The organism is Streptomyces sp. NPDC001914, assembly GCF_042891215.1.
In the GTDB taxonomy this organism is placed as follows: domain Bacteria; phylum Actinomycetota; class Actinomycetes; order Streptomycetales; family Streptomycetaceae; genus Streptomyces.
The window spans coordinates 209,621-233,139 of sequence record NZ_JBIASW010000002.1 but is presented as its reverse complement, the minus strand read 5'-3'; the positions used below and the strand labels follow the sequence as shown (position 1 = coordinate 233,139).

General features: G+C 69.3%; 21 protein-coding genes and 3 tRNA genes. 4 read left to right on the top strand and 20 right to left on the bottom strand.

The features are described 5' to 3' along the window. Positions 1–90: 90 nt before the first annotated feature. From rpoB to ACFYYF_RS06025, 10 genes are all read right to left on the bottom strand, one after another. Positions 91–3,576 carry a DNA-directed RNA polymerase subunit beta gene (gene rpoB / locus ACFYYF_RS06070; protein WP_361676747.1) on the bottom strand — a complete coding sequence of 1,162 codons (3,486 nt, stop codon included), beginning with the start codon at positions 3,574–3,576 and terminating at the stop codon, positions 91–93. Between the two features lie 639 nt (positions 3,577–4,215). After that, complete coding sequence (rplL, locus tag ACFYYF_RS06065) at positions 4,216–4,599, bottom strand: 50S ribosomal protein L7/L12 (RefSeq protein ID WP_361676750.1); 384 nt, start codon at positions 4,597–4,599, stop codon at positions 4,216–4,218. 109 nt (positions 4,600–4,708) lie between these two features. Beyond that, positions 4,709–5,239 carry a 50S ribosomal protein L10 gene (gene rplJ, locus ACFYYF_RS06060; protein WP_361676753.1) on the bottom strand — a complete coding sequence of 177 codons (531 nt, stop codon included), beginning with the start codon at positions 5,237–5,239 and terminating at the stop codon, positions 4,709–4,711. 365 nt (positions 5,240–5,604) lie between these two features. Next, on the bottom strand, positions 5,605–6,453 hold the full coding sequence (locus tag ACFYYF_RS06055) for an LppX_LprAFG lipoprotein (protein WP_388771954.1): 849 nt from the start codon (positions 6,451–6,453) through the stop codon (positions 5,605–5,607). Between the two features lie 162 nt (positions 6,454–6,615). Further along, complete coding sequence (locus tag ACFYYF_RS06050) at positions 6,616–7,563, bottom strand: hypothetical protein (protein ID WP_388771951.1); 948 nt, start codon at positions 7,561–7,563, stop codon at positions 6,616–6,618. A gap of 212 nt (positions 7,564–7,775) precedes the next feature. Further along, positions 7,776–8,501, bottom strand: coding sequence for a 50S ribosomal protein L1 (gene rplA / locus ACFYYF_RS06045; RefSeq protein WP_361676762.1), 726 nt, complete (start codon positions 8,499–8,501; stop codon positions 7,776–7,778). Between the two features lie 94 nt (positions 8,502–8,595). After that, entirely contained in the window at positions 8,596–9,030 is a 435-nt protein-coding gene (gene rplK / locus ACFYYF_RS06040) for a 50S ribosomal protein L11 (RefSeq protein ID WP_037627044.1), read from the bottom strand. 191 nt (positions 9,031–9,221) lie between these two features. Beyond that, positions 9,222–10,064, bottom strand: a complete 843-nt coding sequence (gene nusG / locus ACFYYF_RS06035; RefSeq protein WP_361676766.1) for a transcription termination/antitermination protein NusG — start codon at positions 10,062–10,064, stop codon at positions 9,222–9,224. 77 nt (positions 10,065–10,141) lie between these two features. After that, a complete protein-coding gene (gene secE, locus ACFYYF_RS06030; protein WP_361676769.1) occupies positions 10,142–10,423 on the bottom strand; it encodes a preprotein translocase subunit SecE in 282 nt (93 codons plus the stop codon). 109 nt (positions 10,424–10,532) lie between these two features. Next, positions 10,533–10,605 (bottom strand) — tRNA-Trp (locus ACFYYF_RS06025). A 247-nt stretch (positions 10,606–10,852) separates the two neighbouring features. Here ACFYYF_RS06025 and ACFYYF_RS06020 point away from each other — a divergent pair. Continuing rightward, positions 10,853–12,079, top strand: a complete 1,227-nt coding sequence (locus ACFYYF_RS06020; RefSeq protein ID WP_365493233.1) for a pyridoxal phosphate-dependent aminotransferase — start codon at positions 10,853–10,855, stop codon at positions 12,077–12,079. A gap of 175 nt (positions 12,080–12,254) precedes the next feature. Continuing rightward, complete coding sequence (locus ACFYYF_RS06015) at positions 12,255–13,286, top strand: adenosine deaminase (RefSeq protein WP_388771946.1); 1,032 nt, start codon at positions 12,255–12,257, stop codon at positions 13,284–13,286. On the opposite strand, the gene ACFYYF_RS06010 is transcribed toward ACFYYF_RS06015, so the two are convergent. Further along, entirely contained in the window at positions 13,283–13,918 is a 636-nt protein-coding gene (locus ACFYYF_RS06010; protein ID WP_388771944.1) for a TetR/AcrR family transcriptional regulator, read from the bottom strand. The two genes, ACFYYF_RS06015 and ACFYYF_RS06010, sit on opposite strands and share 4 nt — an antisense overlap. 127 nt (positions 13,919–14,045) lie before the next feature. Here ACFYYF_RS06010 and ACFYYF_RS06005 point away from each other — a divergent pair, with 127 nt between their 5' ends. Beyond that, the gene (locus ACFYYF_RS06005; RefSeq protein WP_388771941.1) at positions 14,046–14,678 is read left to right on the top strand and encodes an NAD(P)-dependent oxidoreductase; all 633 of its coding nucleotides are present in this window, start codon (positions 14,046–14,048) and stop codon (positions 14,676–14,678) included. Between the two features lie 134 nt (positions 14,679–14,812). On the opposite strand, the gene ACFYYF_RS06000 is transcribed toward ACFYYF_RS06005, so the two are convergent. From ACFYYF_RS06000 to ACFYYF_RS05965, 8 genes are all read right to left on the bottom strand, one after another. Next, positions 14,813–15,868 carry a UDP-N-acetylmuramate dehydrogenase gene (locus ACFYYF_RS06000; protein WP_388771939.1) on the bottom strand — a complete coding sequence of 352 codons (1,056 nt, stop codon included), beginning with the start codon at positions 15,866–15,868 and terminating at the stop codon, positions 14,813–14,815. Between the two features lie 187 nt (positions 15,869–16,055). Then, positions 16,056–17,519 carry a DHA2 family efflux MFS transporter permease subunit gene (locus tag ACFYYF_RS05995; RefSeq protein WP_388771938.1) on the bottom strand — a complete coding sequence of 488 codons (1,464 nt, stop codon included), beginning with the start codon at positions 17,517–17,519 and terminating at the stop codon, positions 16,056–16,058. Positions 17,520–17,620: 101 nt separating this feature from the next. Continuing rightward, a complete protein-coding gene (locus ACFYYF_RS05990; RefSeq protein WP_388771935.1) occupies positions 17,621–18,190 on the bottom strand; it encodes a TetR/AcrR family transcriptional regulator in 570 nt (189 codons plus the stop codon). Positions 18,191–18,385: 195 nt separating this feature from the next. Beyond that, positions 18,386–18,814, bottom strand: coding sequence for a MaoC family dehydratase (locus tag ACFYYF_RS05985; RefSeq protein ID WP_361676792.1), 429 nt, complete (start codon positions 18,812–18,814; stop codon positions 18,386–18,388). A gap of 1 nt (position 18,815) precedes the next feature. Continuing rightward, on the bottom strand, positions 18,816–19,268 hold the full coding sequence (locus ACFYYF_RS05980) for a MaoC family dehydratase N-terminal domain-containing protein (RefSeq protein ID WP_361676795.1): 453 nt from the start codon (positions 19,266–19,268) through the stop codon (positions 18,816–18,818). 471 nt (positions 19,269–19,739) lie between these two features. Continuing rightward, entirely contained in the window at positions 19,740–19,904 is a 165-nt protein-coding gene (rpmG, locus tag ACFYYF_RS05975; protein ID WP_003948671.1) for a 50S ribosomal protein L33, read from the bottom strand. Between the two features lie 87 nt (positions 19,905–19,991). Continuing rightward, positions 19,992–20,064: transfer RNA gene (locus ACFYYF_RS05970), tRNA-Met, on the bottom strand. A gap of 46 nt (positions 20,065–20,110) precedes the next feature. Then, positions 20,111–20,183, bottom strand: a tRNA-Thr gene (locus ACFYYF_RS05965). A gap of 888 nt (positions 20,184–21,071) precedes the next feature. Here ACFYYF_RS05965 and ACFYYF_RS05960 point away from each other — a divergent pair. Then, positions 21,072–22,334, top strand: a complete 1,263-nt coding sequence (locus tag ACFYYF_RS05960) for an amidohydrolase family protein (protein ID WP_388771933.1) — start codon at positions 21,072–21,074, stop codon at positions 22,332–22,334. A 37-nt stretch (positions 22,335–22,371) separates the two neighbouring features. Here ACFYYF_RS05960 and ACFYYF_RS05955 read toward each other — a convergent pair whose 3' ends face one another. Further along, positions 22,372–23,451: a hypothetical protein gene (locus ACFYYF_RS05955; RefSeq protein ID WP_388771930.1), complete on the bottom strand. Its 1,080-nt coding sequence runs from the start codon at positions 23,449–23,451 to the stop codon at positions 22,372–22,374. Positions 23,452–23,519: the final 68 nt, after the last annotated feature.

Genomic DNA, 23,519 nt, shown 5'->3' with positions numbered 1-23,519 from the left:
GTAAGTCTTAGGGGTCTGATACGGGGGTCCTGGGGCCGGCGGGCCTTGATCACCCTTTCCACAGGTGGCCAAGGCCCGGCCGGACTCCCGTCAGACCTCTTCGACGCTGCTCGGCTCGCGCCGGGACAGGTCGATGCCGAGCTCCTCCGCCGCGCGGAAGACGTCCTCGTCGGTGTCACGCATTTCGATGGACATACCGTCGCTGGACAGCACCTCCACGTTGAGGCAGAGAGACTGCATCTCCTTGATGAGCACCTTGAAGGACTCGGGGATGCCGGGCTCGGGGATGTTCTCGCCCTTGACGATGGCCTCGTAGACCTTCACGCGGCCGGTCACGTCGTCGGACTTGATCGTCAGCAGCTCCTGGAGGGCGTAAGCGGCGCCGTACGCCTCCAGCGCCCACACCTCCATCTCACCGAAGCGCTGACCACCGAACTGAGCCTTACCACCCAGCGGCTGCTGGGTGATCATCGAGTACGGACCGGTCGAGCGGGCGTGCAGCTTGTCGTCGACCAGGTGGTGCAGCTTGAGGATGTACATGTACCCGACCGAGATCGGGTCCGGGAACGGCTCGCCGGAGCGGCCGTCGAACAGCCTCGCCTTGCCGGACGGGAGGACCAGACGGTCACCGTCGCGGTTGGGCAGGGTGTGCTCGAACAGACCCGCGAGCTCGTCCTCACGCGCACCGTCGAAGACCGGGGTGGCGACGTTCGTGCGCGGCGGAACCTGGTCGGCACCGATGGCCTGCAGGCGCTGCGCCCAGTCGTCCGCCAGACCGGAGACGTCCCAGCCGCGGCTGGCGAGCCAGCCGAGGTGGATCTCCAGCACCTGTCCCGGGTTCATTCGGGACGGGACACCGAGCGGGTTGAGGATGATGTCGACCGGGGTGCCGTCCTCCAGGAACGGCATGTCCTCGATCGGCAGGATCTTCGAGATGACACCCTTGTTGCCGTGACGGCCGGCGAGCTTGTCACCGTCCGTGATCTTGCGCTTCTGCGCCACGTAGACACGAACCAGCTGGTTCACGCCCGGCGGCAGCTCGTCGCCCTCTTCACGGTCGAAGACGCGGACACCGATGACCTTGCCGATCTCGCCGTGCGGGACCTTCAGGGAGGTGTCGCGGACCTCGCGGGCCTTCTCACCGAAGATCGCGCGCAGCAGGCGCTCCTCCGGGGTCAGCTCGGTCTCACCCTTGGGCGTGACCTTGCCGACGAGGATGTCGCCGGCGACGACCTCGGCACCGATACGGATGATGCCGCGCTCGTCGAGGTCGGCGAGGACCTCCTCGGAGACGTTCGGGATGTCCCGGGTGATCTCCTCCGGGCCGAGCTTGGTGTCACGGGCGTCGACCTCGTGCTCCTCGATGTGGATCGAGGAGAGGACGTCGTCCTGCACGAGGCGCTGCGACAGGATGATCGCGTCCTCGTAGTTGTGACCCTCCCACGGCATGAACGCCACGAGCAGGTTCTTGCCGAGGGCCATCTCGCCGTCCTCGGTCGCGGGACCGTCGGCCAGGACCTGGCCCTCGATCACGCGGGCGCCCTCGTCCACGACAACCTTCTGGTTGACGGAGGTGCCCTGGTTCGACCGGGAGAACTTGTGCAGGCGGTACGTGGTGTACGTGCCGTCGTCGTTGGCGGTGGTGATGTAGTCCGCGGAGACCTCCTGGACCACACCGTCCTTCTCCGACTTCAGGACGTCACCGGCGTCGACCGCGCAGCGGTACTCCATGCCGGTGCCGACCAGCGGCGCCTCGGACTTGATGAGCGGAACGGCCTGGCGCATCATGTTCGCGCCCATGAGGGCACGGTTGGCGTCGTCGTGCTCCAGGAACGGGATCATCGCGGTCGCGACCGACACCATCTGGCGCGGGGAGACGTCCATGTAGTCGACGTCGTCGCCGGGGACGTAGTCGACCTCTCCGCCACGACGGCGGACCAGGACGCGGGACTCCTCGAAGCGGAGCTCGTCCGTCAGCGGCGCGTTGGCCTGCGCGATGACGAATCGGTCCTCTTCGTCGGCCGTGAGGTAGTCGACCTCGTCGGTGACGACACCGTCGGTGACCCGGCGGTAGGGCGTCTCGACGAAACCGAACGCGTTCACGCGGCCGTAGGAGGCGAGCGAGCCGATCAGGCCGATGTTCGGGCCTTCGGGGGTCTCGATCGGGCACATGCGGCCGTAGTGCGACGGGTGCACGTCACGGACCTCGAAGCCGGCCCGCTCACGGGAGAGACCACCCGGGCCAAGAGCCGACAGACGGCGCTTGTGGGTGAGACCCGACAGCGGGTTGTTCTGGTCCATGAACTGCGACAGCTGGCTGGTGCCGAAGAACTCCTTGATGGAGGCGACGACCGGCCGGATGTTGATCAGGGTCTGCGGCGTGATCGCCTCGACGTCCTGCGTCGTCATGCGCTCGCGCACGACGCGCTCCATACGAGCCAGACCCGTGCGGACCTGGTTCTGGATGAGCTCGCCGACGTTGCGCAGACGACGGTTGCCGAAGTGGTCGATGTCGTCGGTCTCGACGACGATCGAGGTGCCGTTGTCTCCAACGGTCTCGGTCTCACCGGCGTGCAGCTTCACCAGGTACTTGATCGACGAGATGATGTCCTCGACGGTCAGGATGCCGGCGTCGAGCGGGGCGTCGCCGCCCAGCTTCTTGTTGACCTTGTAACGGCCGACCTTGGCGAGGTCGTAGCGCTTCGGGTTGAAGTAGAGGTTCTCCAGAAGCGTCTGCGCGGCCTCACGGGTCGGCGGCTCGCCCGGACGCAGCTTGCGGTAGATGTCCAGCAGCGCGTCGTCCTGGCCCTGGGTGTGGTCCTTCTCCAGGGTGGCGCGCATGGACTCGTACTCGCCGAACTCCTCGAGGATCTGCTCGGTGGTCCAGCCGAGAGCCTTCAGGAGAACAGTGACGGACTGCTTGCGCTTGCGGTCGATGCGGACACCGACCATGTCGCGCTTGTCGATCTCCATCTCCAGCCAGGCACCCCGGGAGGGGATGACCTTGGCCGAGAAGATGTCCTTGTCGGACGTCTTGTCGATGGAGGAGTCGAAGTAGACACCCGGCGAGCGGACCAGCTGCGACACCACGACACGCTCGGTGCCGTTGATGACGAAGGTGCCCTTGTTGGTCATGAGCGGGAAGTCGCCCATGAAGACCGTCTGGGACTTGATCTCGCCGGTCTCGTTGTTGGTGAACTCGGCGGTGACGAAGAGCGGGGCCGCGTACGTGAAGTCGCGGTCCTTGCACTCGTCGATGGAGTTCTTCGGGGGCTCGAAGCGGTGGTCGCGGAACGTCAGGGACATCGACCCGCTGAAGTCCTCGATCGGGGAGATCTCCTCGAAGATCTCCTCCAGACCGGACTTGGTGGGGACGTCCTGTCCGCTGTCCAGAGCCGCCTCGACACGAGCCTTCCACGCGTCGTTGCCGAGCAGCCAGTCGAAGCTCTCGGTTTGCAGCGCAAGAAGGTTCGGAACCTCGAGGGGCTCCTTGATCTTTGCAAAGGAGATGCGCAGCGGGGCGGTGCTGGCGCCGTTGTTCGTATTCGCGGTCGAGGCAGTGCGCGAGGCGGCCAAGAGGGGGTCCTTCCGAGGGCTCGGACTCACTACGCGCGTACCGGTCCCATGTCGGACAAAGTCTCGGACCGTTCCCGATCCGGCCGGATAGAGGCCAGGTCAGAGATGGTCCAACAGTCGATGTTCAAACACGGGCATGCCCCTGGTGACGGGCAGGAGGCAGCTAACAGGCAGCGCAAAGGGTCAGTGTAGCCACTAGGCCCACTGATGTCCAGTCCCGGTTTCTTGAGACTCCCACTGTTCTCAACACCTGGAGCAAGCCACGCCCTCAATGCACATCGATACTGCCCTCTTCGTCAGCGATCCATGCCTCGGATACGGATCGTTGTGACGACGCGTCCTGAGAATTGCGCGCTGCGTGCGGTTCGTCAAGGCCCCCCATGCCCAAAGCAAGTGCCGCGATCGTCACGTGCGGCCCGTCTTGCAACCCGTCCCTCTGCCTGTCACAGGGCGGCCGGAGGCACAACGAAGATCACCATACTCGTCGCGGCCCGCAGCGCAAGGCTGCCGCTTCAGGGACCCCCTGGAACGCCGAAGAGCGACCACCCAGTTGGGTGATCGCTCTTCGGTGCGTCAGCGTTACAGCGCTACGAGAGCGACTGTGACAGCTTCACAGGAGTCCTCGGGGGACTCGTCGAGTTACTTGACCTCGACGGAGGCGCCGGCGCCCTTGAGGGACTCGGCAGCCTTCTCGGCGGCCTCCTTGGCGACCTTCTCGAGGACGGGCTTCGGAGCGCCGTCGACGAGGTCCTTGGCCTCCTTCAGACCCAGGGAGGTGAGCTCACGCACGACCTTGATGACCTGGATCTTCTTCTCGCCGGCACCCGTGAGGATGACGTCGAACTCGTCCTGCTCCTCAGCGGCCTCGGCGGGCGCACCGGCGACGGCGGGGCCGGCAACGGCGACGGCCGCGGCGGCGGTGACGTCGAACTTCTCCTCGAAGGCCTTCACGAACTCGGCGAGCTCGATGAGGGTGAGGTTCTCGAACTGCTCGAGCAGCTCTTCCTGGGACAGCTTCGCCATGATGGCGTCCTTCCACTAATTCGGCAGGTGCCGGATGTACTGGTGAGGCGGGCGTACGTTCGGCCCGCTACGACCGTCGCCTCAGGCGGCGGTCAATGCGCGAGCCGAATTACTCGGCACCGCCCTGCTCGGCCTGCTTGGCACGAAGCGCCTCCGCGGTGCGGACGAACTTCGAGGGCAGGGCCTGGAAGAGGCGAGCAGTCTGCGTCTGCTTGCCCTTGAAGGCACCCGCCAGCTTGGCGAGCAGAACCTCGCGGGACTCGAGGTCCGCAAGCTTCTTGATCTCGTCGGCGGACAGCGCCTTGCCGTCAAGGACACCGCCCTTGATGACGAGGTTCGGGTTGTCCTTGGCGAAGTCACGAAGACCCTTCGCCGACGTCACCGGGTCACCGGAGATGAAGGCGACCGCCGTCGGACCGTTGAACAGGTCGTCGAGCGTGGAGATCCCGGCCTCGTTGGCCGCGATCTTGGTCAGCGTGTTCTTCACCACGGCGTACTGGGCGTCTTCACCGAGCGAACGACGCAGCGTCTTGAGCTGCGCCACGGTGAGACCCCGGTACTCGGTCAGCACGGCGGCGTTCGAGCTGCGGAACTGGTCCGCGAGCTCGGCTACCGCGGCAGCCTTGTCGGGCCTTGCCATAAGCGTGGCCTCCTTCCGGGTGATGAGGACCGCTCAGAAGGGGCCGACACAACAAAAACGCCCCGGCGCAGGCGCACGGGGCGTAGCTCGACCGGATTCCTCCGCACGCTGGGCGTGCGAACTCCGGGAACACATCCACGATCACCTGCGCGGGTCGTCCGCAGTGCGGATCCTTCGGCCACCCCGTCCTCTTGCGAGCACGTGGCAACGACCAGCGGTCTTTGGCTTCTCGAGGAGAGTACGTGAAGGGGACGGCGTCAAGCAAATCCGGCCGAAGGGCCCGGCCGGGAGCCGCGTTTCGCGACCTCCGGCGGCCGGGTACCGCGGCCGTCACCGGCCGCGTCCGGCGGACCCGGCGGCGCGGATCAGCCCTCCTGGGCGCCCTTCATCATCTCGGCGAGGTCGACGGTGTCCTTGGCCGGCGGAGCGGTCACGGTCACGGGCTTGTTGTAGTCCAGGAAGGTGATGGTCATGTCGAGCGGACCCTTGTCGGCGGTCCCGCGCATACGGAACTGCTTGGTGCGGTCCTCGCCGTCGATCCACATGTCCATCGTGATCGCGTCGATGCCCATCTTCGTGTACTGGTCGAGGGCCTTCTCCCGCTTCTCGCGCGTGGCCTTGTCCTGGCTTTTGAGCGACTTGCGGAACGTGTCGAGGGAGACCGTGCCCTTGTAGTGCGTGGTCTTCACGCCGTCGACGGTCTCGCTCCCGACCTTCTTCAGGTCCTTCGAGCCGGTGAGGAAGGTGGACTCGGTGGCGGGGTTCTTGTCGGCCTGCCCGCCGCCGAGCTGGCTCGCGTTCAGCTCCTTGTCCGCACCCAGGGCGGACATGTCGAACTTGATCCAGCTCTTGCCGTCCATCTCCTTGGCGGCCTGGGCGCCCCCGCCTATGTACATCGCGTTGTTCACGAGCCGGATCTCGACCGGGCCGTCGGTGGCCTGGTCCTCGGCCGTCATCTTCATGCTCATGGCCAGCGGCTTCATGCTCATCGCCGCCTCACCGCTGACACGCCCCTCCTCGGGGACCTTGCCCTTCATCCGGTAGCGGAGCGAGGTGATGTCCTCGGTCTTCTTCGCCGCCTTCGCCACGGCCGCCGCGGGCGTCAGCGCGGGCGACTCCTCCGCGGTGCCCTTCGAACAGCCCACCGCGCCCCCGCCCAGGACCAGGGCCGCGAGGGCCGCTCCGGTCGCCCGGCGCCGTGCCGCGTCGCTCACAGAAAGCTTCAAGGTTCCCCCCAAGGAACAGGTACAGGATTCACAGATTCCGCGTGAGCGTAGCTCAGGCCGTTCGGACGATCACCTGGGTTTTCGGGCAACTCCGCCGCGTGGATGGGATGTTCAGGAGGTGCGGCTAGGGCCGGGCGCCCGCCGTCCGGCTCAGGAGGGGGAGCCGGTGCCCGAGCCGCTCGCGGTGTCGCCGCTGCCCGGCGTCAGGCCCTGGGTCTTCAGGATGTCCTTGAAGTCCATGGTGTCGGAGGCCGGGGGCGCGGCGGCGGAGACCTTCACCCCGTAGTCGCTGTAGTACGTCGTGGAGGACAGCGTGCCGGTCGCCATCGCGGCCTTGGAGACGGCCTTGGCGAGCAGGTCCTCGGCGTCGACCCAGATGTCGACGTCCTCGGTGGTGATGCCGGCCTGGTCGAACTGCTTCTTCATGTCGGAGAGCTGGCCCTCGGTGAGGTGCGAGCTGCGGGCAGCGAGGTCGCTCACGTCCACCGTGCCCGCGTAGTGCGTGGTCCGCTTGCCGCGGACCGTCTCCTCGCCGACCTTCTTGACGTCGCCGGAGGCCAGCAGCAGCTTCACCGTCTGGTTCGGCGAGCTGTTCTGCGCCTGTTCCTTCAGGAACGCGCCGGAGCCGCCGCCGATCTTCGCCAGGTCGTCGTACGCGTACCGGATCCAGTGCTTGCCGCCGACCTGCCGGGCGTAGGCGTCGCCCATCTTCGCGTAGTAGGCGTCGGGCAGATAGCGGGCCTCCATGGAGTCGCTGCCCAGCTGGCGCATCGTGTCCGCCATCGTGCCGCCGGTGTACGTGATCGTCATGTCACCGGTGAAGCCGTCGCCCCAGGCCATGACGCCGCCCGACTTCATGGACATCAGCGTGCCCATGGTCGTGGTGGACTCGACCCTCGCGGAGTCGGCGCCGTCGGTGGACTTCTCCGCGGAGCGCAGGGCCGCGATGGGACTGACGCGGGTGACGCTCTTGTGGCCGGCCTTGTCACCCTTGCCCGAACTCCCGGAGGAGTCCGAGGAGTTGCAGGCGGCCACGCCCGCCAGCGCGGTCGCCGCCGCGATCGAGACCGTGAGTCGGCGCACCATGGTGCTGTTCATTCGTCCCACCCCTATGAGAAGTCCGTGAAACGCACGCTAGCGCGGCCCACTGACACCCGTACCCGGATTTCCGGCCGGGGCGATCGCCCCGAAAGTCCTCCGGACATCGCCCGGAGAAGCTCCGGACATGAAGACGGGCCCCGCACCTCGAAAGGTTGCGGGGCCCGTTCAGATACGCGTGCGCGACGCGGTCACCGGGGTGAGCGAAGGGCTCAGACGGCGGCCGGGTCCTCCTCGACGAGGAGGTTGCGGGTGCGGTTGGGGTCGACAGGAATGCCGGGGCCGATCGTGGTGCTGATCGCGGCCTTCTTGACGTACCGGCCCTTGGCGGCCGACGGCTTCAGACGAAGGATCTCGTCGAGCGCGGCGCCGTAGTTCTCCACCAGCTTGGAGTCGTCGAAGGACACCTTGCCGATGATGAAGTGCAGGTTCGAGTGCTTGTCGACGCGGAACTCGATCTTGCCACCCTTGATCTCGGTGACAGCCTTGGCGACGTCGGGGGTCACGGTGCCGGTCTTGGGGTTCGGCATGAGACCACGGGGACCGAGCACGCGGCCGAGGCGGCCGACCTTGCCCATGAGGTCCGGGGTGGCGACGACGGCGTCGAAGTCCAGACGGCCCTTCGCGACCTCGTCGATCAGTTCGTCGGAGCCGACGATGTCGGCGCCCGCGGCCTCCGCGGCCGCAGCACGGTCACCGGTCGCGAAGACCAGGACCCGGGCGGTCTTGCCGGTGCCGTGCGGCAGGTTCACGGTGCCACGGACCATCTGGTCGGCCTTGCGCGGGTCGACACCCAGGCGGAAGGCGACCTCGACGGTGCCGTCGAACTTCGAGGTGGAGGTCTCCTTGGCGAGACGGACGGCCTCGAGCGGGGCGTAGAGCTTGTCCCGGTCGACCTTGGCGTCCGCAGCCCGGAGAGACTTGCTGCGCTTGCTCACTACTGCTCCTGATGTGTTCTGAGGAGTCGTGGTACGGGCCGAGCAGGCCCCGCCACGTGCGGCCGCGGCCGCATGGTTCCTACGAAGGTGGGTGTCAGCCCTCGACCGTGATGCCCATGGAACGGGCGGTGCCGGCGATGATCTTCGCGGCGGCGTCCAGGTCGTTGGCGTTGAGGTCGGGCATCTTGGTCGTGGCGATCTCGCGGACCTGCGCCTCGGTGATCTTGGCGACCTTGGTCTTGTGCGGCTCGCCGGAGCCCTTCTCGACACCCGCGGCCTTGAGGATCATCTTCGCGGCCGGCGGAGTCTTGGTCACGAAGGTGAAGGAACGGTCTTCGTAGACCGTGATCTCCACCGGGATGACCCAGCCACGCTGCGACTCGGTCGCGGCGTTGTAGGCCTTGCAGAACTCCATGATGTTGACGCCGTGCTGACCGAGCGCGGGGCCGACCGGCGGGGCCGGGTTCGCCGCACCGGCGTTGATCTGGAGCTTGATAAGCCCCGTGACCTTCTTCTTCTTGGGAGGCATTCCGGGTCCTCTTTCGTTTTCGCCTTCCTACGTCCGAGTCGCCCCGGACGGCTGCCTTCAACCAGGAAAGATCCGGATGGAGGCATACCGCACAACGATAACGGGTATCTGTGCGCGGCTAAAAACCGAGCAGGTCAGACCGGCTGCGACAGCCCGTCTGACCTGTTCGGAAGACGTACGTCCAGAAGGAGCTAGTTCTTCTGGATCTGGTCGAAGGAGAGCTCGACCGGGGTCTCGCGGCCGAAGATCTCGACGAGACCCTTGACCTTCTTCGAGTCGGCGTTGATCTCGTTGATCGTGGCCTGCAGCGTGGCGAACGGACCGTCGGTGACGGTGACCGAGTCGCCGACCTCGAAGTCCAGCACCTGGACCTCGACCTTGCGCTGCGGAGCGGGCTTGCCCTCGGCCTCGGCGGCCTCGCGGGCGGCCTTCTCCTCGGCCTCCGGGGCGAGCATCTTGACGATCTCGTCCAGGGTCAGCGGGTACGGGTCGTAGGCGTTGCCCACGAAGCCGGTGACGCCGGGAGTGTTGCGGACGACACCCCAGGACTCGTTCGTCAGGTCCATGCGGACCAGGACGTAGCCCGGGAGCTTGTTCTGCTTGATCGTCTTGCGCTCGCCGTTCTTGATCTGCGCGACCTCTTCCTGCGGCACCTCGGCCTGGAAGATGAAGTCCTCGACGTTCAGCGAGACGGCACGCTGCTCGAGGTTGGTCTTCACGCGGTTCTCGTAACCGGCGTAGGTGTGGATGACGTACCACTCGCCGGGGAGGAGACGCAGTTCGTCGCGCAGGGCGGTCACGGGGTCGACGGGCTCGGCCTCGACCTCGGGCTCGGCCTCGTCGGCCGCGTCCTCGCCCTCGGCGTCCTCACCGGACTCGTCCTCGACGTGCACGGCCGCGTCCTCGGCGTTCTCGCCGGCGGCGGCGTCGGCAGCCTCGAACTCGTCCTCGACGTCCGCTCCCTCGACGATCTCGAGCTCGTCGTCTACGGACTCGACCGACTCGGAGGCGTCGTTCAGGTTCGGGTCAGACACGGTGGCTGCTTCTTCCTGGTTACATGGGGGTGGAACGCGCGAAAGGGGCGCCGGTGTCGGCGCCCTTCGCTCTCGGCTCAGCCGAAGACGTACTTGGCGGCGTGGTTGAGCCCATAGTCAATCACGGTGACCAGGCCGATCATGATGACGACGAACACAATCACCACGGTGGTGTAAGTCGTCAGCTGATTGCGGGTCGGCCAGACAACCTTCCGGAGTTCCGCGACAATCTGGCGGTAGAAGGTGGCAAGGCGCTTCAGCGGGCCCTTCTTGGCGCGCTTACCGCCCTTGCGGGGCTTCTTCTTGGACTCCGGCGCCTCGGCATCAGGCATGTCGATGGAGCCCACGGCGTCCGTCACTCGTCCTCACCTGATTCCCGGGTCGTGACCGTGCCGCGCCCGGTTGAGCCGCACGGCGGTGCATTGCAGTACGTACATGCGCACACATCCTGGCGAAAGGCGTGTGTAGCAGGGCCGGAGGGACTTGAACCCCCAACCGCTGGTTTTGGAGACCAGTGCTCTACCAATTGAGCTACGACCCTTTGATTTCCCCCAACGTACCGCATCCGACCGGGTGCTCGGTGTGCACCGGTTGAGTGCGGCCGGTGAAGGCCAACGAGGTGAGAGTGTACGTGGTCCGGAGCCGGGCGTCGAACAGAAAGTGTCGGCACGGGCCCGCCGCGTTGAAGATCCACTGGTGGGGCGCGCGGATCCGGACGGATGTTCTGCCCTTGTTCAGTCCGTGAAACCCGTGTGCCGGGGGCGTTTCCGGTCTGAAACGATGGGGTCATGAGCCCTGCAACCCCTCCCACCGAGCGCCGGGTCTCCGCCCGAGTCGGCGCGATCTCCGAATCCGCCACCCTCGCCGTGGACGCCAAGGCCAAGGCACTCAAGGCCGCCGGACGTCCGGTGATCGGCTTCGGTGCCGGTGAGCCCGACTTCCCGACCCCGGACTACATCGTCCAGGCCGCCATCGAGGCCTGCTCGAACCCCAAGTACCACCGCTACACGCCGGCAGGCGGGCTTCCCGAGCTGAAGGCCGCGATCGCCGCGAAGACGCTGCGCGACTCCGGCTACGAGGTGGAGGCCGCCCAGGTCCTGGTCACCAACGGTGGCAAGCAGGCCATCTACGAGGCCTTCGCCGCGATCCTCGACCCGGGCGACGAGGTCATCGTCCCCGCGCCGTACTGGACGACGTACCCGGAGTCCATCCGTCTCGCCGGCGGTGTCCCGGTCGAGGTCGTCGCCGACGAGACCACCGGCTACCGCGTCTCGGTCGAGCAGCTGGAGGCCGCCCGCACCGAGAACACCAAGGTGCTGCTCTTCGTCTCCCCGTCCAACCCGACGGGCGCGGTCTACACCCGCGAGCAGATCGAGGAGATCGGCCGCTGGGCCGCCGAGAAGGGCCTGTGGGTCCTGACGGACGAGATCTACGAGCACCTGGTCTACGGCGACGCGGAGTTCCACTCGCTGCCCGTGGTCGTCCCCGAGCTGCGCGACAAGTGCATCGTCGTCAACGGCGTCGCCAAGACGTACGCCATGACCGGCTGGCGCGTGGGCTGGGTCATCGGCCCGAAGGACGTGATCAAGGCCGCGACCAACCTCCAGTCGCACGCCACCTCGAACGTCTCGAACGTGGCCCAGGTCGCCGCGCTCGCCGCCGTCTCCGGCGACCTCGCGGCCGTCGCGAAGATGCGCGAGGCCTTCGACCGCCGCCGCAAGACCATCGTGCGCATGCTGAACGAGATCGACGGCGTGCTCTGCCCCGAGCCCGAGGGCGCCTTCTACGCGTACCCCTCGGTGAAGGGACTGATCGGCAAGGAGATCCGCGGCAAGCGCCCCGCGGACACCGTCGAGCTGGCCGCGCTCATCCTGGAGGAGGCCGAGGTCGCGGTCGTCCCGGGCGAGGCCTTCGGCACCCCTGGCTACCTGCGCCTGTCGTACGCCCTCGGTGACGAGGACCTCGTCGAGGGCGTCAGCCGGATCCAGAAGCTGCTGGCCGAGGCGACGGACTGACGTCCGGCGTCCTCGCGCGCCCTCCGGGGCGCCGGTGACGTCACAGCGCTCCAGGCGCGCGTGCGGGGGCCGGTCACTCTTCGCGGAGTGACCGGCCCCCGTTCGTCCGTTCGAGCAAGCGCCCGATCAGGGAAAGCCCTACCGGCACGGCCTCCGGGTGCGGCAGGATCTTTGGATGGAGCGCGTACGTGATGTCAGTCAACTTCCGAAGGCCCATCTGCACCTGCACTTCACCGGGTCGATGCGGCCCGGCACCGTGCTGGAACTCGCCGACAAGTACGGCGTGCGGCTGCCCGAAACGCTGACCGAGGCGCTGACCAGCGGGGAACCGCCGAAACTGCGGGCGACCGACGAACGCGGCTGGTTCCGCTTCCAGCGCCTGTACGACGCCGCGCGGTCCTGCCTGAGAGAGCCCGAGGACATCCGGCGCCTGGTGCGCGAGGCCGCCGAGGAGGACCTGAAGGACGGCTCCGGCTGGCTGGAGATCCAGGTCGACCCGACGTCGTACGCCCCGCGCCTGGGCGGTCTGATCCCGGCCCTGGAGATCATCCTGGACGCGGTCGAATCCGCCGCGCGGGACACCGGGCTCGGGATGCGCGTCCTGGTGGCCGCGAACCGCATGAAGCACCCCCTGGACGCCCGCACGCTGGCCCGGCTCGCCGTGCGCTACGCGGACCGCGGAATCGTCGGTTTCGGGCTCTCCAACGACGAGCGGCGGGGCATGGCGCGGGACTTCGACCGGGCCTTCTCCATCGCCCGCGAGGGCGGGCTGCTGTCCGCGCCGCACGGCGGCGAGCTGACCGGTCCCGCCTCGGTCCGCGACTGCCTGGACGACCTGCACGCCTCCCGGATCGGCCACGGGGTGCGGGCCGCCGAGGACCCGCGCCTCCTGAAGCGCCTCGCGGACCGCGGGGTGACCTGTGAGGTCTGCCCCGCCTCGAACGTCGCCCTGGGCGTCTACGAGAAGCACGCCGATGTCCCCCTGCGCACTCTGTTCGAAGCCGGGGTGCCGATGGCCCTCGGCGCCGACGACCCGCTGCTCTTCGGATCCCGGCTCGCCGCCCAGTACGAGATCGCCCGCCGCCACCACGCCTTCACGGACCAGGAACTGGCCGAGCTGGCCCGGCAGTCGATCCGCGCCTCGGCCGCGCCCGAGGACGTCCGGGCCAAGATGCTGTCCGGCGTCGACGACTGGCTGACGACTTAGATCCCGTTCCCCGGTGCGATCCCGGCGAGCAGGGTGCGGGCGAGCGCCGGGGCGAAGGTGTCCAGGGGCGGCGGCGTGCCCTCCTCGGTGGCGTCGTAGGCGAACGCCCGCTGAGCGCAGGCCCCCAGAAGGAGGGACGCGGCCGCGAAGGTGTCGGTGTCCTGCTGGACGCGCCCGGCCCGCTGCTCCGCCAGCAGATAGGCGGCGACGCCTTGGATGGGCATGTGCGGGCCCGCGCCCATGGCCCGCATGGCGTCGTCGTGACGGCGCTTGAGCTGCGTCTCCGCGTACAGGGAGGCGGCGATCGGGAAGCTCTGCTCGTAGAAGAGGGCAGCCTGACGGGCGATCTCCGTCAGGTTCTCCTCCAGGGAGTGCTCACGCGGCTCGGCCGTCAGCCGCTCCAGGAGGGGGCCGAGCTGGGGCAGCCGCTCGTGGAGGACCCGGATGAACAGCTCCTCCTTGCTCGCGAAGTACTTGTAGAGCGCCGCCTCGGAGCAGCCGGCCGCCCTCGCGATCTCCTTGGTGGTGGCCCGGGAGAGACCGCGCGTGAGCATCAGCTCGTGCGCCGCGTCGAGGATGCGGATCCTGGCCGGCTTCGGCGGCGCGGCTTGCGTGGCGGATTTCTGCTGCATGGGGCCCAAGGATTCCATGACGCGCCCTGGCGGGCTTGACGGGTGGGTGAGTACTTACTCACTCTAGAGGAAGCAAGGGTGAGTGAACACTCACCCACCTCATCTCCGTCTCATGCGGGAGCAGGTCATGGAACTCACCGTTCTCGGTGCCACCGGAGGCATCGGCCAGGAGATCGTCCGACAGGCCCTGGGCGCGGGCCACCGGGTCACGGCGGTCGTGCGGGATCCCGCGCGGCTCACCGTCACGGGCGCACGTCTGGAGGTCCTCCGCGCGGACCTCACCGACCCGGAGTCGCTGCGCCCGGCCGTCGCGGGCCGGCACGCGGTCCTGTCGGGTCTCGGCGCGCGCAGCCGGAAGGACGCCGGGGTCGCGGCCCGGCTCACTCGTACGGTGCTCGGCGCCATGGAGGCGGAGCAGACGCGGCGGCTGCTGGTCGTCAGCGCGGCTCCGGTCGGCCCCGCCGCCGAGAAGGACACGCTCGTGGACCGCGCGATGCGGAGCATGATCTCCGGGCTCCTGAAGGACGTCTACACCGACCTGCGGGAGATGGAGGACGAACTGGCGGGCAGCGCCACGGACTGGACCGTCGTCCGGCCGCCCCGTCTCCAGGACAAGCCGCTGACCGGCTCCTACCGGACGGTCGTGGGCGGCTTCCCGCCCAGGGGCCGCTTCATCGCGCGCGCCGACGTGGCCCACGCGATGCTGGCGATGATCGACGACCCGGGAACCGTCAAGCAGGGGGTGGGCATCGCCTACTAGGGCGTGCCCGCGCGGCCGAGAGGCCCGTCCGGGCCGCCGCGCCCGGGCCGGGCCGGAAGGGCCCCCGGTGCCTCTCGGTGCCGCTCGGCGCCTCTCAGTGCTTCTCGGTGCTCATCGGTGCTTCTCCGCGCCCCTCAGAGGCTCGCGTTCACCGTCACCGGCTCGTTGACGAGCGTGATCCCGAAGGCCTCGTGGACACCGGCGACGACCTCCCGGGCCAGCGCGAGAAGGTCCTCGGTCGTGGCCGCGCCACGGTTGGTCAGGGCGAGGGTGTGCTTGGTGGAGATACGGGCGGGCCCGGTTCCGTAGCCCTTGGTGAAGCCCGACTTGTCGATCAGCCAGGCCGCGGAGGTCTTGGTGTGGCCCTCCCCCGCCGGGTACGCCGGCGCCACGGCACCGGCACCGAGCCGCTCCTCCACGCGCGCGTGGAACGCGGCGAACGCCTCGTCCGTGAGGATCGGGTTGGTGAAGAACGATCCGGCGGACCAGGTGTCGTGGTCCTCGGGGTCGAGCACCATGCCCTTGCCCGCACGCAGCTTCAGGACCGTCTCGCGGGCGGCGTCGAGGGCGACACGGTCGCCGGGCTCCACGCCGAGCGCGCGGGCCGTCTCGGCGTACTTGACCGGCGCGGACATTCCCTGCGCGTCCTCCAGCCCGAAACGCACCCGCAGCACGACATGGCGCTCGGGGTCCGCCTTGAAGCGGCTGTGGCGGTACGAGAAGTCGCACTCGGCGTTGGTCAGCGTGACCGTCTCGCGCGTCTCGCGGTCGTAGGCGACCACCTCGGTGATCGTCGACGACACCTCCTGGCCGTACGCGCCCACGTTCTGGATCGGCGTCGCGCCGGCGGACCCGGGGATGCCCGCGAGGCACTCGATCCCGGCGAGTCCCGCCTCCACGGAGCGGGCGACCGCGTCGGTCCACACCTCGCCCGCGGCCAGCTCCAGGCTCGTACCGTCCAGGGCGAAGCCCTTCGTGGCGATGCGCAGGGCGGTCCCCGCGAAGCCCTTGTCGCCGATGACCAGGTTCGATCCGCCGCCGATGAGCAGCAGCGGCGTACCGGCGTCGTCGGCCTCGCGCACGGCGGCGATCACCTCGGCGTCGGTCGTGGCGGTGATCAGCCGGGCGGCCGGGCCGCCGAGGCGGAAGGTGGTCAGCGGGGCGAGCGGGGCATCGTGGAGTTCCTGCACGGGCCCAAGACTACGAGACGGCACCGACTGCTCCGGGCGCACGGGGTCACGCGGGATGCCGGGGGACGGGGTCGGGGTTGCCGGCGAGGGCAGGGTGCCGGGAGGGGGCGGAGTGCCGGTCGCCCGACACGCACGCGTACGGCCCCGTCCGGGCGGACGGGGCCGTACGCGTGCGTGTGCCTGCCGCTCAGCGTCCGGCGCTCTCCAGCACCGGGGCCGGCCCGGCGGAGCCGGACTTGTCCGCGTCCGCCGCGTTCCCCGCGATGCGGCGTCCGGCCGGGATCACCAGGGCGGCGATCCCGGCGACGGCCACGACCGCCGAGCCGGTGACCAGCGCGGGCCGCAGTCCGTCCACGAAGGCCTGGCCGGACTCGTATCCGCCCTGGGCGGCGAAGATCGACGACATGATCGCGACACCGAGCGCGCCGCCCACCTCGCGCAGTGCGTTGTTGGCGCCCGAGGCGATGCCCTGCTCCTGCGGCTGGACGCTGGACATGACCAGGTTGGCGGCCGGGGCGAAGTAGAGCGCCATGCCGACACCGCTGATGATCAGAGCGGGCAGCTGAGCGCCGTAGGAGGCGTCGGTGGTGGCCACGACGGCCATGTAGCCGAGGCCGAGGGCCTGGAGGAAGAGGCCCGCGGCGACGACCGGGCGGCCGCCGATACGGTCGGACAGGATGCCCGCGATCGGTGCGACGAGCATGGGCATACCGGTCCAGGGGAGCATCCGCAGCCCCGCCTCGGTCGGCGAGTAGCCGAGCACGCCCTGCATGTACTGGCTGAGCAGGAAGATCGAGCCGAACATCCCGAGGAACATCAGCAGACTGGCCGCGTTGATCCCGGCGAAGGCGCGGGAGCGGAAGAGCCGCATCGGGAGCATCGGGTTCTCGGCCCGGCTGCCGTGGACGACGAAGCCGACGATCAGGGCGCCGCCCACGATCAGGCCGGTCAGGACGAACCCGCTGGTCCAGCCGTCGGCGGGCCCGCGGACCAGGCCGTAGACGATCCCGAAGAGGCCACCGCTCGCGAGCAGGGTGCCGGGCAGGTCGAGCCGGGCACCGGCGCCGAACGACTCGGACAGCCGCAGCCGGGCGAGCGGGAGCACCGCGAGACCCAGCGGAACGTTCAGCCAGAAGATCCAGTGCCAGGAGACGTGTTCGGTGAGGCTGCCGCCGATGAGGGGCCCCGAGGCGACCGCGAGCCCGTTGACGGCACCCCAGATCCCGTACACCATCCCGCGCTTGGCGGCGGGGACCGCGGCCGTCAGCAGGGTCAGGGTCAGCGGCATCATGATCGCCGCGCCGACGCCCTGGACCGCGCGGGCGGCGATCAGCGAGTCGATGCCGGGAGCCATGGCCGCGGCGGCGGAGGCGCCGGTGAAGACGGTCAGGCCGACCATGAAGAGCCTGCGGCGGCCGAACCGGTCACCGAGCGCCGCGCCGAACATCAGCAGGACGGCGAAGGTGAGCGTGTAGGCGCTCACGGTCCATTCCAGGTCGTCGAGCGCGCCCCCGAGATCCTTGCGGATGGAGGGCAGGGCGGTGGTGACGACGAGGTTGTCGAGGGCCGCCATGAACCCGGCGACGCTCGTGATGAGAAGGGCCCACCCGGCGCCCCCGCGGCGTGCTGTGGCCTCGGTCTGCTGTGACATCTCTCCCCCAGAGAGATCGATGGTTAGTTATTGATGACTAAGTTCAGAGGTCAGGAAAATCCGCGGACCGGGAGCCCCGGCGCCCGGCCGCCGCTTCCCGCCTACTCCCCGGGCCCGCAGACGGCCCCGGGACCCGGGAACAGCCCCTCCCACACCCGGTGCTCGGGCGGGAAGCCCATCGCCACGAAGGTGTTGATGAGCATTCCGGTCGCCAGGAACGACGTGGTCGCTCCCGGGTCCGCACCGAGCGGCAGGTGCACGGCGTCCCACAGCCGCATCCAGCCGGCTCGTACGGTCTCGCCGAACTCGTGGTCGCCCTCCTGCTCGGCGGCGGCCACGGCGACGTACATCTGCATCTGCATCATCAGCCGCTCGGGCCGCTGCGCGATGACCTCGACGTACGCGTCCCCCATGGCATGCTTCGCCTCCTCGCCCTCCAGGCCCTTCGCGGCCTCCTGGAAGGTCTGGATGGTGTCCTCGACACACCGCTCGGCGGCGGCGAGGAAGATCGCCTTCTTGCCGGGGAAGAGCCGGAAGAGATACGGCTGCGACACCCCGACGCGCTTGGCGATCGCCTCGGTGCTCGTGCCGTGATACCCGCCACGGGCGAACTCTGTGGTCGCCGCGCGGATGACGCTCTCGCGCCGCTCCTCTGCACTCATCCTGACCATGCAGATAAGTTAGTACTCAATCACTAACTTAGCAAGGGGGCGCATCGGGCGGTCGGCGTCGTTCGGCCACGGGCAACGGTCGGCGTCGTTCGGCCACGAGGAAGAGGCGCCCTCGAAGGAGAGCGCCTCTTTGTCTCGAACTCGGCCGCCGGCCTGGGAGCCGGGAACTCGGCCGCCGGACCGGGAGCCGGGCCGTCAGGCCAGTCGTACGACCGCCCGCGACATTCCGAGGACCTTCTGGCCGTCGCAGGTCGCGGTGAGGTCCACGCGGACCGTGTTGTCGTCGAGCTTGGCGGCGACCTTGCCGCCGACCTCGACGGTGGCGCCCTTGTCGTCGTTCGGGACGACGACGGGCTTGGTGAAGCGGACCCCGTACTCGACGACGGCGCCCGGGTCGCCGACCCAGTCGGTCACCACGCGGATCGCCTCGGCCATGGTGAACATGCCGTGGGCGATGACGTCGGGAAGGCCCACCTCGACCGCGAACTTCTCGTTCCAGTGGATCGGGTTGAAGTCCCCGGAGGCCCCCGCGTACTGCACGAGCGTGGCGCGCGTCACGGAGAACGTCTGGGGCGGCAGCTCGGTGCCGACCTCGACGTCCGCGTAAGAGATCTTCGCCGCCATGTCAGCCCACCTCCGCCGCGCGGGCCACGAGCTTCGTGACAGCCGTCACGACGTGCTCGCCCGCCTCGTCGTGGACCTCGCCACGTACGTCCAGGATGTCGTTGCCCGCGAGGGACTTGATCGACTCGATGGTCGAGGTGACCGTGAGCCGGTCGCCAGCGCGCACCGGGCGCGTGTAGGCGAACTTCTGGTCGCCGTGCACCACCCGGCTGTAGTCGAGGCCCAGTTGCGGGTCCTGGACGACCTGGCCCGCGGCCTTGAACGTGATCGCGAACACGAAAGTGGGCGGGGCGATCACATCGGGGTGACCGAGAGCACGTGCGGCCTCGGGGTCCGTGTACGCAGGGTTGCCGTCCCCGACGGCCTCCGCGAACTCGCGGATCTTCTCCCGACCGACCTCATAGGGGTCGGTGGGCGGGTAGGACCGCCCCACGAAGGACTGGTCGAGCGCCATGGGCTCGGCACCTCCTGGTTGTCTTCGCCGCGCTGATGGTCATCGCCGCGCCTGGTTGTCTTCGCCGCGCTGACGGTCATCGCCGCGCCTGGTTGTCTGCGCTGCGCTGATCGTCATCGCCGCGCCTGGTGTCTTCGCTGCGGCGGCCGCCTTCGGGCCGCCGTAGGCCGCTTGCGCCGCGCCGGACGCCCTCGCGCACCGGGGTCTCCGGCGCACTGGGGTCTCCGGCACACCGGATGCCTTCGGCACACCGGACGGCTCGGCTGCGTCGACGGGCTTCGGTGCGCCGGGTGTCCTCGGCGCTCCGGGTGCCGCGGTTGCCACAGCGGGACCGGCCGTTTTGGCCGGACGGCCCATCTTCGCTCGAAAACGCCGGTACGCCTATGACGCCCCGGTCCGCGCCGGGCATCGGTTCCACAACGACGCGAGGCCGCCCCCCGTGAGGGGGACGGCCTCGTGTACGAGCCTGAATTATCGCGTTTCGCGGTGCGCGGTGTGCGCGTTGCAACGCGGGCAGTGCTTCTTCATCTCCAGTCGGTCCGGGTTGTTACGCCGGTTCTTCTTGGTGATGTAGTTCCGCTCCTTGCACTCCACGCAGGCCAGCGTGATCTTCGGGCGGACGTCGGTGGCAGCCACAGGAGTGCTCCTTGACGAACGGATGGGACATTAACGCATAGAAGAGTAGCCGATCGAAGGACCGACCCCACAATCGGCTACTGTCTGTAGCGGTGACCGGACTTGAACCGGTGACACAGCGATTATGAGCCGCTTGCTCTACCGACTGAGCTACACCGCTGAGATGCGATCGGACCCCGTCTTGCGACGGGAACCTTTCACACCAGAGCCCCAATACGGAATCGAACCGTAGACCTTCTCCTTACCATGGAGACGCTCTGCCGACTGAGCTATTGGGGCGAGCGATGAAGACATTACACGGTCCGCCGCCGATCGCCCAAATCCGTTTCGCGGCACCCGCCCGGGCCTGATCGCGGGCGTTTCCCCGGGCGTTCCCCAAGCCTTCCGGCGCCCCTCGGGACCCATGGATCACAGCGGGTGACGGCTCTCGCCGAGGGCGGAGCAAGGCGGCCGAGGTGGCCCGGGTGTCCGGGGCGAGGGCGGCACGCGGGGATCCGCTTGAGGCGGCTGCCGGGCCGGGAGGCCGGGGCGGACGCCAGGGGGCGTCGGGAAGTCGGGGCGACGGGGGTCGCCCGGCCGGCCGGGCCCGCCACGGCTGGTCGTGCGCCGGGCACGTGGCGGCCGATTCCTGGCCCGTACCGGCCGGCCCCGGACCGGCCCCGAAGGTGCCCCGTTGCGCGCCGGTCACGCGGCAGCCGGCTCCGGACCCGTACCGGTCGGCCGCTCCTCGACCGGTCCCGAAGGCGGCCGCCGAGAGCCGGGCACGTGGCGGCCGGTTCTCGACCCGTCCCGGTCGGCCGGCTCCTGGCCCGTACCGGGTCGGCCGGTCCTCGACCGGTCCCGAAGACGGCCGCCGAGAGCCGGGCACGTGGCGGCCGGTCCTCGACCAGTCCCGAAGGCGGCCGCCGAGAGCCGGTCACGCGGCAACCGCTTCTGGACCCGTACCCGACCCGTTCCCGACCCGTACTCGCCCCGTCCCGGTCGGTTCCGGCCCCGTCCCGACGGTGGCCGGTCCAGGGCGGTCGGCGGGGCCACGCCGGTACGACTATTGCGCTCCTCCCTGACGTCGACGGGTCACCGCCCTAGGCTCGACTCACGCTGCGTGATCTTGTGTCCCCACGCCCGCAGTCGTCCCTCCCGCAGCCGCCCCCGAGCCACAGGAGCGCGATGCCCGACAGTCAGCAGCAGCCTCCCCGCTCCCCCTCGGGGCAGACCGATCCGGCCGCTCTCCTGCTGTGCGGGGCGCGGCTCACCGACGGCCGGACCGTGGACGTACGGCTCGGCGGCGGCCGCATCGAGGCGGTCGGTACCGCGGGAAGCCTGGCGGCGGGTGCCTCGGGGGCTCGCGCCGCACGGGTGGACCTCGACGGCTACCTCCTCCTGCCGGCCCCCGTGGAGGCCCACGCGCACAGCGACACGGCTCTGACGGCCGAGGGCCACGGACCTCTCGCGTACGACGACCGGGCGATCCGGCGCCGGGCCACCGAGGCGGCCCTGCTGCAACTCGGGCACGGGGCCACGGCTTTGCGGTCCCACGTGCGCGTCGGCGACGTGCAGGGGCTGGACGCGCTGGCGGCCGTGCTCGAGGTGCGGCGGTCGTTGCGGGGGCTCGCCGAACTGGCGACGGTCGCGATGCCCCGGGTGCTGACCGGGGCGGCCGGCGCCGACGGGCTGGCGATGCTGCGGGACGCCCTGAAGATGGGCGCTTCCGTGGTGGGCGGCTGCCCGGACGCCGACCCCGATCCGACGGGGTACGTCGAGGCCGTCCTGGAACTCGCCTCAGAACACGGCTGTCCGGTCGATCTGCACACGGACGCCGCCGATCCCGCCCGGCTCGCCCGCCTCGCGGCGATGGCGGGCGGGCTGCGGCCCGGCGTGACCCTGGGGCCGTGCGGCGGGCTCGGCCGGCTGCCGTCCGAGGTGGCCGCCCGCGCCGCGGACCAACTCGCCGCGGCCGGCGTGACGGTGGTGTGCCTGCCGCAGGGCGGCTGCGGCTCGGCGGACGACCGCGGCACGGCTCCCGTACGACTGCTGCGGGCGGCCGGGGTCCGGGTCGCGGCGGGCGGTGGCGCCCTGCGTGACGTGTCCAACCCGGTGGGTCGCGGAGACCCGCTGGAAGCCGCGTACTTGCTGGCCTCCCGTTACGGACTGCACCCCGAGGAGGCGTACGACACGGTGAGTTGTGCCGCCAGAGCCGTCCTCGGGCTGCCCGAGGTGCGCGTGGAGGCGGGATTCCCCGCCGAGTTGCTCGCCGTGCGCGGGGACGGTCTCGCGGGGGTGCTGTCCCTCTCGTACAGCCGGATCGTGATCCACCGGGGGCGCGTGGTGGCGCGTACCAGCGCGGTACGGGAGTACTGCGACTCGACGGCCGACTCCGGTCTCGAACTGCCCCGGCAAGGACGGGAAGAGCCGTCCTGGCCGGGGTTCTGAGACCTCCGGTTCCGGGGACCCGCTGCCCGGCGCCCGGCTAGAAGCCGCCGCCGCCACCCATGAAGGCGCCCCCCAGCGGGCTGCCCGGGGGAATCTTGTCCACGGGAATCTCGGTGGCTCCGGACGGCGCGCTGACGTCACCCGCCTCGGAGAACTTCAGGACGAGGGGCAGCTTGGCCTTCGACGGGGTGTCGGAGAGGACGGCCAGGTCGACCCTGATCTGCCGGAGGTCGCCGTTCTTCAGGGTGAAGTCGACGGCGGCCTTCTTGTTCGGCGCTTCCTTGAGGTCCTTGGCAGTGGGGAGTTCCGCGCCCGCCGGAAGGTCGCCCTGCAGCGGACGGAGCTTGTCGAAGACGCCGGTGAGCAGGTCGCGGACGTTGCCGGTGGCGATGACGTGCTCGACCCCGTCGGCGCCGCCCTCGGTCCGGAACGTGACCTTGTGCCCGATGACACCGCGTACGGCGTCGAGAACCTTCTTCTGGGTCTTCGCGTCGAGCTCCCCGCCGTCGGCGGCCCCCTTCGAGCCACCCCCGGCGGCCTTCCCCGCGCGCTCCAGCTCCTTGGTGTCGACCTTGACCCAGTCGCCTTCGAGGACCTTCTTCAACTCCTTCTGGCTCGGGGGGAGATCGTCGGCCGTCGGCATGGGAACGCCCATGGCCTCGCCGATGGCCTTCATGTCGGTGCGGTAGTACATGAGGTCGCCGATGATCCGGTACTCGACCAGGACGCCATCGGCGCCCGTGACCTTCATGCTCGTGCCGACGAGGTCCTTCTCGCCCGAATCCGCCAGCGCCTTGCGCGACCTGATGGTGACATCGACGCGCAGGCCGCTGACGAACTTCGCGAACTCCGGCGGAAGCGAGTCCTCGGAACCGGACTCGCCCGCGACGGAGTTGATCGCGGACGCGGACGCGTCCAGGTCCAACTGGAACGCGAGCGCCTTCTTTTCGCCGAGAGCGGAGACGGCGTGGTCCACCTTCTGCCCGGCGGTGAGGTTCTGGACCGTGCCGCAGGCGGCCGCCGCGGTGAACAGGACAGCGGTGCAGCCGACCGCGGTGACGGTCTTGCGTATGACGGTGATGATGGTCTCCTCTTGCAACGCCGTACGGGCCCGCACGGCGTTCCTCCGTTCGCGTGTTCACTCGTTCCGGCGCGTTCTCGCGGCGATCACCCACGCGTTCACAG